The 12769-nt window shown below is 60.4% G+C and carries 10 protein-coding genes and 1 other RNA gene; 3 read left to right on the top strand and 8 right to left on the bottom strand.

The genetic code is table 11. From position 1 onward, the window contains the following. Positions 1-4: 4 nt before the first annotated feature. From DL237_RS16250 to DL237_RS16230, 5 genes are all read right to left on the bottom strand, one after another. Positions 5-1861, bottom strand: a complete 1857-nt coding sequence (locus DL237_RS16250) for an ABC transporter ATP-binding protein (RefSeq protein WP_119400141.1) — start codon at positions 1859-1861, stop codon at positions 5-7. Further along, positions 1858-3048 carry an ABC transporter permease gene (locus tag DL237_RS16245; protein ID WP_233545025.1) on the bottom strand — a complete coding sequence of 397 codons (1191 nt, stop codon included), beginning with the start codon at positions 3046-3048 and terminating at the stop codon, positions 1858-1860. Before DL237_RS16245 ends, DL237_RS16250 begins: the two co-directional genes overlap by 4 nt. Positions 3049-3051: 3 nt before the next feature. Then, positions 3052-4137: a microcin C ABC transporter permease YejB gene (locus tag DL237_RS16240; RefSeq protein ID WP_119400139.1), complete on the bottom strand. Its 1086-nt coding sequence runs from the start codon at positions 4135-4137 to the stop codon at positions 3052-3054. Positions 4138-4146: 9 nt separating this feature from the next. After that, positions 4147-6117 carry an extracellular solute-binding protein gene (locus tag DL237_RS16235; protein ID WP_233545024.1) on the bottom strand — a complete coding sequence of 657 codons (1971 nt, stop codon included), beginning with the start codon at positions 6115-6117 and terminating at the stop codon, positions 4147-4149. 209 nt (positions 6118-6326) lie between these two features. Further along, positions 6327-6848 (bottom strand): c-type cytochrome, encoded by a 522-nt coding sequence (locus tag DL237_RS16230; RefSeq protein WP_119400138.1) that lies wholly within the window; start codon positions 6846-6848, stop codon positions 6327-6329. Positions 6849-6989: 141 nt separating this feature from the next. On the opposite strand from DL237_RS16230, the gene DL237_RS16225 reads away from it, so the two are divergent. Then, on the top strand, positions 6990-7823 hold the full coding sequence (locus tag DL237_RS16225; protein WP_119400137.1) for a prephenate dehydratase: 834 nt from the start codon (positions 6990-6992) through the stop codon (positions 7821-7823). A gap of 81 nt (positions 7824-7904) precedes the next feature. Here DL237_RS16225 and DL237_RS16220 read toward each other — a convergent pair whose 3' ends face one another. Beyond that, positions 7905-8366: an SRPBCC family protein gene (locus tag DL237_RS16220; protein WP_119400136.1), complete on the bottom strand. Its 462-nt coding sequence runs from the start codon at positions 8364-8366 to the stop codon at positions 7905-7907. Positions 8367-8417: 51 nt separating this feature from the next. After that, on the bottom strand, positions 8418-9389 hold the full coding sequence (nudC, locus tag DL237_RS16215; RefSeq protein WP_119400135.1) for an NAD(+) diphosphatase: 972 nt from the start codon (positions 9387-9389) through the stop codon (positions 8418-8420). A 210-nt stretch (positions 9390-9599) separates the two neighbouring features. Between nudC and DL237_RS16210 the strand changes: the two genes are divergently transcribed. Then, positions 9600-11573, top strand: a complete 1974-nt coding sequence (locus DL237_RS16210; RefSeq protein WP_119400134.1) for a bifunctional 2',3'-cyclic-nucleotide 2'-phosphodiesterase/3'-nucleotidase — start codon at positions 9600-9602, stop codon at positions 11571-11573. Positions 11574-11723: 150 nt separating this feature from the next. Beyond that, positions 11724-11820, top strand: an RNA gene (gene ffs / locus DL237_RS16205) — signal recognition particle sRNA small type. A gap of 59 nt (positions 11821-11879) precedes the next feature. Here ffs and ypfJ read toward each other — a convergent pair. Next, positions 11880-12728: a KPN_02809 family neutral zinc metallopeptidase gene (gene ypfJ / locus DL237_RS16200; protein ID WP_119400133.1), complete on the bottom strand. Its 849-nt coding sequence runs from the start codon at positions 12726-12728 to the stop codon at positions 11880-11882. Positions 12729-12769: the final 41 nt, after the last annotated feature.

The raw sequence follows: 12769 nt of genomic DNA, 5'->3' as shown, positions 1-12769 counted from the left end.
GCCGTCAGCGATCCAACGCGGCGGCAAAAAGATCCTGGGTATAGGCAGCCTGCGGGGCATCAAACACCTGCGCCGCCGTGCCGCTTTCCACCACGTCACCTTGCCGCATCACCATCACCCGGTGCGACATGGCGCGCACAACTTTCAGATCATGGCTGATAAAGACATATGCCAGACCGTATTTCTGCTGCAAATCGCGCAGCAAATCGACGATCTGCACCTGCACCGTCATATCCAGCGCCGACGTGGGTTCGTCCAGCACCACCAGCTTGGGCCGCAGGATCATTGCGCGGGCGATAGCAATGCGTTGCCGCTGCCCGCCGGAAAACTCGTGCGGATAGCGATGCATCGCTGCCGGATCCAGCCCGACTTCGCGCATCACTTCGGCGACCAGATCACGCTGCGGACGACCATCCCCGATCTTGTGGATCGACAGCCCCTCGGCGATGATCTGTTCGCACGTCATCCGAGGGCTGAGGGAGCCAAAGGGATCCTGAAAGACGATCTGCATATCCTTGCGCAGATGACGTAGCTGCCCGGTGGACCACTGACGGATGTCCTGACCTTCAAATCGGATCTGCCCCTCGGACCCGATCAACCGCATCAGGGCCATGGCCAACGTCGATTTGCCTGACCCGGATTCCCCGATGACCCCTAGGGTTTCACCGGCATGAACGGTCAGCGTGGCGTCGTTGACCGCCTTTACGTACCCGACCGTGCGCTTCATCAGGCCCGCCTTGATCGGAAACCAGATGCGCAGGTTTTCGGCCTCGAGCACGGCAGGCGCATCCGTCGCCGCGGCCTGGGGGGCGCCTGTGGCAGCGGCAGACAGCAGCATCTGTGTATAGGGGTGCTGCGGGTTGGCAAAAATCTGGTCTGTCGGGCCTGTTTCGACGATCTCCCCATCCTTCATGACGCAGACGCGGTCGGCGATGCGGCGCACGATTCCAAGATCATGCGTGATGAACAGCAACCCCATGGAGTTGTGATCCTTGAGCTCGGCCAGCAGTTCCAGGATCTGCGCCTGGATCGTCACGTCGAGCGCGGTTGTCGGTTCATCGGCAATCAGCAGGCCCGGCCGGTTGGCCAGGGCCATGGCAATCATGACGCGCTGACGCTGTCCGCCGGAAAGTTCATGAGGATAAGCGGTCAGGCGGGATTCCGCATCGCGGATACCGACCTGGTTCAGCAATGCGATAGAACGTTCGCGCGTCTCGGAGGTGATGATCCACGTGCGCAGGCGCGACGCCAGCAGGTATTTCCCGGCCCAGAGCACCGCGGTCAGCCCCGCCGCCCACCCCATCGCAACAAGCACCCCCGGCAATAGATCAGCGCCGAATGCCGGCAGGAAAGCCAGGCTCGGTTCGCTCGGCGCGGTGGACACGAAACTGGCATAGGCCGCCAGTGCCACCAGAAAGACCGCGACGCCGATGAAGAACGGCAGAGGCGTGAAGTTCATCCAGCCTTCGAGGAACCGCTTGCCCCTGCCGCGCCCCTTCAGCCCCTGGTGTAGCGCCATGGATTCAGCCAGCTGCTTTTCGATGGTGTGCAACGGGTTGAGCGATGTCATCGGCTCCTGAAAGATGAAGCTGATGTCATTGCCGCGCACCTTGCGCAGCAGCTGGGCATCGGCGCCGATCATCTCTTGCCCATCAAAGGTCGCACTGCCCGAAACCTCGGCGTTGTCCCCCAGCAAGGCGACTGTGGACATGGCCGTCACGGATTTTCCCGACCCCGACTCTCCCACCAAGGCCACGGTTTCGCCACGGTCGACGGAAAAGCTGACGCCCTTCACGGCCTCGTGCCTCTGGCCGTCCTGGCGGAACGCGATGCGCAGGTCGCGGACCTCAAGTATGCTCATTGAAACGTCTTTCTGGGGTCGAAGGCATCGCGCACCCCTTCAAAGATGAAGACCAGCAGCGACAGCATCAAGGCGAACACGATGAAGGACGTGAATGCCAGCCAAGGCGCCTGCAGATTTTCCTTGGCCTGCAACGTCAACTCGCCCAGCGATGGCGAGGACGACGGGAGCCCGAACCCGAGGAAGTCGAGCCCGGCAAGCGTCGAGATGGTGCCGGTGACAATGAAGGGCATCATGGTCAGGGTCGCGACCATGGCATTGGGCAGCATGTGGCGGAACATGATGGTGCGGTTCGACACCCCAAGCGCCTTGGCCGCACGCACGTATTCCAGGTTGCGAGCCCGCAGGAATTCAGCGCGCACGACTCCCACAAGGGCCATCCAGCCAAACAGCACGGTCAACCCGACAAGCAGCCAGAACCCGCGTCCCAAAATCGCGAACAGGATGATGATGACATAGAGAGAGGGTGTGGAGGACCAGACCTCGATAATGCGCTGGAACAGCAGGTCGACCCAACCGCCGAAAAAGCCCTGAACCGCGCCGGCAACAATGCCGATCAAAGACGACAGCGCGGTCACGATCAGGGTGAACAGGATCGACAGGCGAAAACCATAAATCACCCGTGCAAGTACATCGCGTTTCGTATCGTCCGTTCCGAGCAGGTTTTCCGCACTGGGCGGCAACGGGGCCGCACCCGGTCGGTCCACGGGGCTGTCATAGGAATAGGGGATCGGTGGCCAGATCGACCAGCCGTTTTCGATCGCCTCGCCATCGACGACGCCATCCTCGGCATCTGCCATGACCCCTTCGGGATCGTCGAAACAACTATCCAGACCACCGCTGTGAATAAGGCATTGCACCTCGGGGTCGCGATAGATCGCCTCGGTCTTGAAGTCGCCGCCAAAGGCCGTCTCGGGGTAGAACCGGAAGATCGGCATGTAATATTCGCCCCGATAATTGACGAGGATCGGTTTGTCGTTCGCGACGAATTCTGCAAACAGCGAAATACCGAACAACACCGCAAAGACGATCAGCGACCAGAATGCGCGACGGTTGCGGCGAAAGTTTCGCCACCGGCGCTGGTTCAGCGGCGAAAGCCAGCGTTTCGGGGCGTCGGGCACCGGAGCGGGCGCATCGTGGCCGGGAATGCGGGGTGGCGCGGTTTCAGGCTGCATCGGGTCTGTCATGGCCTAGCCCTCGCGCTTTTCGAAGTCGATACGCGGATCGACGAAGACATACATCAGATCGGACACGATCCCCACGACCAGTTGCATGAGCCCGAAAATGAACAGCGTGCCGAAGATCACCGGGTAGTCGCGCGCCACCGCGGCCTCGAATCCAAGCCGTCCGAGACCATCGAGAGAAAAGATCGTTTCGATAATCAGGCTTCCGGCGAAGAACACGCTGATGAAAACACCCGGGAATCCCGCAATCACGATCAGCATGGCGTTGCGGAACACGTGACCGTACAGAACACGGCGTTCGCTTTGCCCCTTTGCCCGCGCGGTCATGACGTATTGCTTCTTGATCTCGTCCAGGAACGAATTCTTGGTCAGCAGCGTCAGGGTGGCGAAAGCCGAGATGGTCGAGGCAAGGACCGGCAGCGCGATGTGCCAAAGGTAATCCAACGCCTTGCCGGCCCATGACAACTGGTTGAAATTGTCCGACGTAAGGCCGCGCAAGGGAAAGAACTGCCAGTAGGACCCACCGGCGAACAGCACCAGCAACAGGATCGCGACCAGAAACCCGGGGATCGCATAGGCCACGATGATGACGCCCGATGTCCAGTTGTCAAAGCTGGAGCCGTCCTTGACCGCCTTGCGAATACCCAGCGGGATCGACACCAGATAGGCAATCAGCGTCGACCAGAGACCGAGGGTGATCGACACCGGCATTTTTTCCAGGACCAGGTCAATGACACTGACCGAGCGGAAATAACTGTCCCCGAAATCCAGCCGCACGTAGTTCCAAAGCATCAGGCCGAACCGTTCAAGCGGCGGCTTGTCAAAGCCGAATTCCTTTTCCAGCTTTTCAATGAATTCAGGCGGCAGCCCACGCGCGCCCGCATAGGCGGAATCGTTCGAGCCCAGCATATCGGCGGCATCTCCGCCACCACCGGTAAATCCAGCCGTGACATCGCCCTGCCCCTGCACCTGAGCGATGATCTGCTCGATCGGCCCGCCAGGCACGAACTGCGTCAGCGTGAAGTTGATGATCATCATGCCCAGAAGCGTCGGTATGACCAACAGCAGGCGGCGAAGAATGTAGGCTCCCATCTGGCTGGTTTACCTCATCGCGCCAGCGGCCTTCAACTTGGCCGCCTTGTCCGCATTGTACCACCAGAAATCGAGGTAGCCGAGGTCATAGGGCGGGATGTCGGGATGTTCGAACATGTCGTAGTAGGCCACCCAGTATCCGGCCTTGTACCACGTTGGAACCATCAGCATTTCGTACCGTAGTGCCCGGTCGAGAGCGCGCAGGGAGGCATCCTGTTCCTCCTGACTTTGCGTCTCGAGCGAGGCGAGAATGATTTGATCGACGAGGTCACTGGCCAGCCCCGCCGGATTGAACACCGAGAATGCGGCTTCGGAAGAACCATACATCTGCATCAGGCCCGTGCCAGTCCCCAGTCCCGCACGATAGCCGTCATAGACCATGTCGTATTCGCGGTTGCGACTGCGATTGGTATATTGGCTGGGGTCGACCTTTTCAAAATCCGGCCGGATGCCGATCGCTTTCAGGTTCAGGGCATAGTTGTCCAGCACAGGTTCGAGCGAGCTGGCCGAGGCAGAGTTTATCGGGAAATCGATGGACAGCACCTCGCCTTGCGCATTCCGGCGGATACCATCATCGCCAACGGCCCAACCGGCATCGTCCAGCAATTTCATCGCCTTGCGGAGATTTCCACGATCATTCAGACGTTCGGGTGAACTGACGTGGATCCCAACGGGTGGCTCGGACTTGAGTGCGTCCGGCACCAGATCGCCCAGGCCCTCGAGAAACGCGAGGTCTTCGCCTGTCGGGACTCCGTTCGCCTGAAGCGGCGTATCCTGAAAATAGCTCTCACGGTGCTTGAACAGGCCATATTGCAGGCTCTCATTCGTCCACTCGAAATTGTATGCCAGCGCAATTGCCTCGCGCACACGCTTGTCCTTGAACTTTTCCCGGCCGAGGTTGAAGACGAAGCCCACGTTATTTGGCGGGATACCGTCAGGCAGCTCTGCCTTGACAACATGTCCCGCTTGAATTGCGGGAAAATCGTATTGCGTCGCCCATTGCCGAGAGCTGGTTTCGATGCGGAACGTATATTCGCCCGCCTTGAATGCCTCGAATGCAGCGGATTCGTCTGCAAAATACTCCACCCGGATCGTGTCGAAGTTATAGCGCCCCTTGTTGAGCGGCAGATCCTTGCCCCAGTAGTCGGGGTTGCGCTTATAGGTGATGCGGCGGTTCACGTCGTAACTGTCCAGCATGTATGGCCCGGACCCCGGAGAGGTCTCGAAGCGCGGTTCATCCAGGCGCGCACCGGTTTCCTCGAACCACTTCTTGCTGAACACGGTTGTCGCGCCGACCTGGTCGATCAGGGACCGGCGTGATATGTCGGTCGCAAAGGTGAACTTGACCGTATAGTCATCCAGCGCCTCGGCTCCGAGAACGCGCTTCTTGACCCCTGCAGAATACGACGGCAGCCCCTGTTCAATGAACAGGTTGTGCGAAAACACGACATCATGTGCCGTCAGCGGCGTGCCATCGGAAAATTTCGCGTCCTTGCGCATGTGAAAGATGACCCAGGTCTTGCCCTCGTCATACTCCAGGCTCTCGCAAAGCAGGCAGTAAGACCCGTTGTAGTCATCCGCCGCCTCGCCCAGCAGGCTTTCGTACATGGTCGAGGCCAGCGCACCCGCTCGCCCCTTTACGGTGAAAGGGTTTAGTGAATCGAACGTGCCCGAAGCCTGAATCGCGATATCGCCCCCCTTGGGCGCATCGACGTTGACGAAATCCAGATGGTCGAAATCGGCCGGGTACTTCAGTTCACCGAAATAGGAGTAGCCATGGCTCTTGATGATTTTCTCATCGCCCGTGGCGCTTTCCGTTGTCTCGGACGGCTCGCTCGGGGCTTCCTGTGCCCGTGCATCCGGCGCGACAAAGGCAAAAGTCGCAGCGGTCAGCGCCCCGAGTGCCAGCAATCTACGCCGCGACAAAGGCGCCTGAAACGGCAGTTGCATTGTTGCGATACGGAACGCGGGACGGTGCATTGAGGGCTCCTCGTCTATCCTTCTGGGCGCATTCGGCGTTTTGCCGCGAACCGATTTCTACCGATCCAGCCTGACAGGTAGGCTAATGTCGCATCTTGGCCATGTTCAAGTTGAGATTGCGTGAAGCCGTTGTGATCGGCAGGCCTCCACGTGAAAAAGGCCGCCAGCCCTGAGGCTGACGGCCCTGAAAAGCATCGCCCAGACCGGGATCAGTTCGACAGAGAGTCGAGATAGGCGATCACGTTGGCCCGGTCTTCGACCTTTGGCAGACCGGCAAAGGTCATCTTGGTACCCGGCGCAGCGCTACGCGGATTGGTCAGGAAAGTGTCAAGGTGCTCAGGCGTCCAGACATCGAAATGCTCTTCTAGGGCACCGGAGTAGCTGAACCCATCAACCGAATCGACGGCACGGTTGACCACACCATCCAGGTGCGGGCCGGTCGCGTTGGTGCCATCAACCTTGTGGCAGGCCTTGCACTTGTTGAAAACACGTTCGCCGGCACCCGCATCTGCAGAGGCAAAGACTTCTTCGAAGGATGGGCCTTCGGCCTCGGCACCGTCACCTTCGGCCGAGGCGGTCTCGATCAGATAGCCTTGGGCGTGTTCTTCCGCACCATGTTCGCCATAGCCGGTTTCGTAAAGCAGATCGCCCGCCCAGTTCCCCAAAAGGAAAACCAGAAGGGTGCCGCATACGCCGCCAACGATCTTCGTGATAGTCATTGTATCAAACATGAAAAGCCGCGCCCCTGATGAATCCGTCGCAAGTGTTTCGGCGGGTATCTATCCGCTTCCCCTCGCTCAACGCAAGGTGTAGTTACCGCGACCAATCGCCCTTTATGGCGATATGTCCAGAATAACACGGAATTAATCGTCATGAATCGTCGCATCGCGTTCCAGGGAGAGTTGGGTGCCTATTCCCATCAGGCCTGTGTCGAGGCGAAGCCGGAGTTCGAGCCGCTTCCCTGCCGCAGCTTCGAGGATGCCATTGCCGCCGTGCTGGATGGCACCGCTGAACTGGCGATGCTGCCCGTGGACAACTCTACCTTCGGACGTGTCGCGGACATGCACTACCTGCTGCCGGGCAGTGGGCTGAATATCGTCGGCGAGGCGTTCGTGCGGGTGCATATCAATCTGCTGGCGCTGCCGGGGACCAAGCTGGAGGAGATTACCTCCGCCACTTCGCACCAGATGTTGTTGGGACAATGCCGAGCCTTCCTGTCCGAACATGGCATCAGCCGCGTCACAGGCGCCGACACGGCTGGGTCCGCGCTGCTGATCTCTCAGCAGAGCGACCGGACCAGGGCCGCACTGGCCAGTGAACTGGCAGGCGAAGTCTATGGACTGGACGTGCTGGCGCGTCATATCGAAGATCAGGCCAACAACACGACGCGGTTCCTGATCATGTCGCGCGACCCGGACATGCGCCGGCGTGGTGACCATGGCATGATCACCACCCTGGTCTTCGAGGTTCGCAACATTCCTGCGGCGCTTTACAAGGCCATGGGCGGCTTTGCGACGAACGGCATCAACATGACCAAGCTGGAAAGCTACATGGTAGGGGGCAGCTTTACCGCCACCCAATTCTATGCCGATATCGAAGGCCATCCCGAAGATGCCAATGTGAAACTGGCACTGGACGAGCTGGGGTATTTTTCATCCAAGCTGGAAATCCTGGGCGTCTATCCGGCGGATGCGCAACGCGGCTGACCCTGCGGCCGCTTCATCAGACCTGACACCTTGACCCGGACCACTGTGGGCGAAGGCGGTGCGCGCGCCAACCCTGCCCGCTCAGGCCCGTCGCGATTTCTGCTTGCCTTCGATCGAGGCCGCCAGGTCGGACAACCTGTCCTGAAGGCGCTGCTGCATCGTACTTCGTGCCAGCCGCAATGACTGCACCAGCAGGCGCGCGGACAGGGTCTGAGGCTTTATCTCGGTTTCGAAACGCAGGCGTGTCCGGCTGCGCGACAGCGCCACCAGCTCAACCTTGATCGCGCCTGCCATGCCTTCGGATATGGCCGACATGCTCATCCGTTCGGGGTCGTCGAAATCCACCACGGTCAGGCGAAAGATGCGGGTTTTGCCACGCAGAGGAAAGGCGACGTCCCAGCAATTCTGGCTGTCGCCCTCTTCGATACGCTGAACGCTTGCACCACGACGTATCGCCGATCGTTCGAAACTCTTGAAATCCGTGACTCTGGCGAAAACCGTCTGGATCGGAGCTTCGATGTCCTCTTTCGCAACGATTTTCATAAATTGCCGCCGTGTTTCAGGTGGATCATGTTCACACCCGAAACAATCGCGTCAATCCAGACGGTCCGCAAGCCAATTACGTAGAAGAAATTCTGCAATTGCGCCCTTTCTGGGTGGCCGAATCAACGGATGGTCGCCGGCGAAAACCGTCGACAGCTCCTCGCGGCTTACCCAGAGGGCTGCTTCGATTTCCAACGGGTCGACGTCGATCCGGTCTGAAAGAGCCGTGCCGCGGCACCCGAACATCAGCGAGTTTGGAAAGGGCCAGGGCTGACAGCACAGGTATTCGACCGCCCCGACAGGCACCGAAGTTTCTTCCTGCACTTCGCGGCGGACAGCAGCCTCGATCGTTTCGCCCGGTTCGACAAAACCTGCCAGCAAGGAATACATCCCCTCGGGCCATTCGGGCGAGCGCCCCAGCAAGACCTGATTGTCCCGGGTGATCAACATGATCACCACAGGGTCGGTCCTGGGAAAATGGCGCGCTCCGCAGGATGGACAGCGCCGTTGCCATCCGGCCTCGATCACATCGCTCGGCTCACCGCAGCAGGCGCAGAACCGATGCGTCGCGTGCCAAGCATAAACTGCCTTCGCGGTTGCGGCCAACTCTGCATCCTGTCGTGACAGCCGTGCCATGACGCTGCGCAGATCGACAAAGATTTCATCGACAGTCAGAGATCGGGACAAAGGAAAACCCTGCGTCGGCCAGGCCTGCGCCGGGTCGGGAAAGCCACCCTGTTCGGGAGCCAGCGCCGTGAGATCCAGCGCGAATAACGGCGTGCCATCGTCCAGACCCAGAAATACGGCGGCTGCACCGACCTCGATCAGGGTAGAAGCGGCCACAGACATGCGAACCAGCGCGGCCTCGGCATCGACGAGGATACTGCCGCGCCAGAACAGTATCATCTGTGCCTCGGTGGCCTCCATGGCTGCCCGCATCGCTTCGGAATTACTCCTCAGGTGGGCGGCCCTGTCCAGGCCAGATCCACCAAACGTCACCTCCTCGGCAATTGCGACTGTCATGGGCTCTCCTTGAGACATTTGCCGCAACCTGCCCGCTTGCCTGAGGGAGCGCAATGTTGAAAGATCAGGCATCGACGCGCAAATCCAGGGCTATCAGCCGGGCAAAGTGGGCCCTTTGACGGCACCTCCGGTAACGTCACCCGGAAACCTTTATGGCAATGTCATGCGCAAGCCGCATGATGCGCGTCTACGAAACCGAGGGAGTCCAACATGTCGAATTCCAAATCATCCCACCTGTCGCGCCGAGGCTTCCTTGCCGGCACAGTCGCCGGTGCATCCTTGCTCAGCCTTCATCCCTTTTCGGCCCGCGCCGCTGGCGCGCAGGCCCACCTGCGCATCATGGAAACGACCGACCTGCACGTGCACGTGTTCCCTTACAACTACTACGCCGACAAGGCCGACGACACCGTTGGCCTGGCGCGGACTGCAGCCCATGTCGACACCATTCGCGCCGAAGCAACGAACTCGATGCTGATCGACAACGGCGACTTCCTTCAGGGTAACCCGCTGGGCGACTACATCGCCTATGAACGCGGCATGAAGGAAGGCGACATGCACCCCGTGATCGCCGCGATGAATACGCTTGGCTACGAAGCCTCAACTCTGGGCAACCATGAATTCAACTACGGCCTCGACTTCCTGATGAAGTCCGTCGCGGGTGCCAATTTCCCGGTGATCTCGGCCAACGTGGTCAAGGAAATGGCCGCCAGCCCGACCGGTGACAAGACGCTGCTGCCGCCTTACGTGATCCTCGACAAGACCATCGTCGTGGGCGACGGCAGCGCGCACCCCATCAAGATCGGCCTGATCGGATTCGTACCGCCGCAGATCATGAACTGGGATCGCAAGAACCTTGAGGGCAAGGTAAATGCCCGCGACATCGTCGAGACGGCCCGTGCCTACGTACCGCAGATGAAGGAAGAGGGAGCCGATATCATCATCGCGCTGTCCCATTCCGGCATCGGGTCGGCAAACCACGAAGATGGCATGGAAAACGCCTCGGTGCCGCTCGCCGCGGTCGAGGGGATCGATGCCCTGCTGACCGGCCACTCTCACCTCGTCTTCCCCTCGCCCACATTCGACAATTTCGCGGCAGTCGACGTGTCCGCCGGCACGATTCACGGCAAGCCCGCCGTCATGGGCGGCTTCTGGGGCTCGGATCTGGGCGTGATCGACCTGCTGCTGGAGCGCGAAGGCAATGAATGGCGCGTGGTTGCCACCGAAAGCGAGGCCCGCTCGATCTACAAGCGCAACGAAGATCGCTCGATCGACCCGCTGGTCGAAAGCGTGCCGACGGTACTTGCCGCGGCCCAGCAACAGCACGACGAGACGCTGGCCTATGTTCGCCGTGCCGTGGGCAAGACGGACACGCCGCTGCATTCCTATTTTGCACTGGTCGCCGATGATCCCTCGGTTCAGGTCGTATCAAATGCGCAGGAATGGTACATCAAGGACATGATGGTCGGCACCGAATTCGAAGGCTTGCCAATTCTCTCTGCCGCCGCGCCCTTCAAGGCCGGTGGTCGCGGTGGCCCCGAGTATTATACCGAAGTGCCCGTGGGCGATGTCGCGATCAAGAACGTCTCGGACCTCTACCTGTATCCCAACACAATTCGCGCGGTAAAGATCGACGGCGCGCAGCTGCGTGGCTGGCTGGATCGGTCGGCCGGCATGTTCAACCAGATCGAACCCGGCGCAACCGACGCGCCGCTGCTGAACACATCCTTCCCCAGCTACAACTTTGACGTGATCGACGGCGTGACCTACAAGATCGACCTGTCCAAACCGTCTCGCTACGATGGCGACGGCGTCGAGGTCAGCACTCAAAGCCGCATCGTGGACCTGGCCTATCAGGGCAAGCCCGTGACGGACGACATGACCTTCATCGTGGCAACAAACAACTATCGCGCCTCGGGCGGCGGCCATTTCCCCGGCACGGGCGATACCGTCGTGTTCGAGGGGCCGGATACCAACCGCGACATCATCGTGCGTTACATCGTCGACAAGGGCACGATCAGCCCGAAAGCCGACGCCAACTGGACCTTTGCGCCGATGCCCGACACGACAGTGCTGTTCGAAACCGGCCCGGGTGCCGCGAAATACGCCGACAGTGTCCAAGGGGTCGACATCGAACCTGCGGGTGAAGGCGAAGGCGGCTTTGCCTTGTTCCGCATCATGCTCTGACACGATAGCAGTTGAACATGCACAGGGCCGCAGCGCGGACTCCGGCCCTGTGCGCCCCGGCGCCCCGCCTAAGTTCTCGCAACGGAAGGCAAATCCGACCCTTTTCACAAGGTGTTGCGAATCCGGTCGGCGCCCCCTATATCAGCGATCGAGAGGTTGGCGCGGGCGAGCGCCTCGCCAACCCGGTCAGGTCCGGAAGGAAGCAGCCGTAACGAGCCCCGCTTGGGTCGTTGTCCAGCCTCTCACCTTTCCCCGCATCCAGCGCCGAGGGCGCCTGCGGGGGCGTCTTTCCCAGAACATTTACACTTACAGCTCCCGGGCGTTGAACGTATCGCAGCTGGTTATTTCGCCGGAAGTGTAGCCGGTCGTGAACCAGCGCGAACGTTGTTCAGACGTCCCATGCGTAAAGGTGTGCGGCTGCGGTACCCGCCCCGCCCGACGTTGCAGACGGTCATCGCCGATCATGCGCGCCGCATTCACCGCCTCGTCGATATCACCAGGTTCCAACAGCGCATCGACATGGGCGGCCCAGACCCCGGAAAGGCAATCTGCCTGCAACTCCAGCCGTACGGTCGCGGCGTTGCCCTGGGCCTCGGTCGCACCGCGTCGATAGCTGTCGACCTGATCCAGAATCCCGAGCTGGTTTTGCACATGGTGTGCGACCTCATGCGCGATGACGTAGGCCGCGGCGAAATCACCCTCAGCGCCCAGCTGGCGTGACAGGGTGTTGAAAAAATCGGTGTCCAGATAGGCTTTCTGATCCAGCGGGCAGTAAAACGGACCGGTCGCACCTGACGCCCCGCCACACGGACTGCTTGTCACCTGTGAAAACATCACAAGGCGCGGCGGCTGATAGGCCTCGCCGACCTGTTGGGGAAAAACTTCGCCCCAGACATCCTCCGTACTGGCCAGGACTTGCGACACGAAGACGCCTGCCTGCTCTTCCTCAGCGCTCAGCTCTCGGGTGGTTTGCTGGGTTTGCGGCGCAGCGGCGCCGTTCAGGATCGGGGTGACATCGATACCCGTGAACCAACCGATGGCCAGCACAACCAGGACACCGCCGAGGCCCAGACCACCTCCGATCATCCGGCCACCGCCGCCGGATCGCCGACGATCCTCGATATTCGAACTGGTTCTTGTGCCCCGCAGACGCATCAAAGTCTCCTCTCACGGGCAACGCGCCCTTATATGTGCAG

It is taken from the genome of Pseudooceanicola sediminis (assembly GCF_003575965.1).
In the GTDB taxonomy this organism is placed as follows: Bacteria; Pseudomonadota; Alphaproteobacteria; order Rhodobacterales; family Rhodobacteraceae; genus Pseudooceanicola; species Pseudooceanicola sediminis.
The sequence above is the reverse complement of the archived record's forward strand: the minus strand, read 5'-3'. Positions and strand labels throughout refer to the sequence as shown.

Bases quoted from the DNA above. Each gene is read 5' to 3' on its own strand.
- DL237_RS16245 (WP_233545025.1), bottom strand. From the start codon at position 3,048: ATGACAGACCCGATGCAGCCTGAAACCGCGCCACCCCGCATTCCCGGC.
- DL237_RS16220 (WP_119400136.1), bottom strand. From the start codon at position 8,366: ATGAAAATCGTTGCGAAAGAGGACATCGAAGCTCCGATCCAGACGGTT.
- DL237_RS16225 (WP_119400137.1), top strand. From the start codon at position 6,990: ATGAATCGTCGCATCGCGTTCCAGGGAGAGTTGGGTGCCTATTCCCAT.
- nudC (WP_119400135.1), bottom strand. From the start codon at position 9,389: ATGACAGTCGCAATTGCCGAGGAGGTGACGTTTGGTGGATCTGGCCTG.
- ypfJ (WP_119400133.1), bottom strand. From the start codon at position 12,728: ATGCGTCTGCGGGGCACAAGAACCAGTTCGAATATCGAGGATCGTCGG.
- DL237_RS16250 (WP_119400141.1), bottom strand. From the start codon at position 1,861: ATGAGCATACTTGAGGTCCGCGACCTGCGCATCGCGTTCCGCCAGGAC.
- DL237_RS16210 (WP_119400134.1), top strand. From the start codon at position 9,600: ATGTCGAATTCCAAATCATCCCACCTGTCGCGCCGAGGCTTCCTTGCC.
- DL237_RS16235 (WP_233545024.1), bottom strand. From the start codon at position 6,117: ATGCACCGTCCCGCGTTCCGTATCGCAACAATGCAACTGCCGTTTCAG.
- DL237_RS16230 (WP_119400138.1), bottom strand. From the start codon at position 6,848: ATGTTTGATACAATGACTATCACGAAGATCGTTGGCGGCGTATGCGGC.
- DL237_RS16240 (WP_119400139.1), bottom strand. From the start codon at position 4,137: ATGGGAGCCTACATTCTTCGCCGCCTGCTGTTGGTCATACCGACGCTT.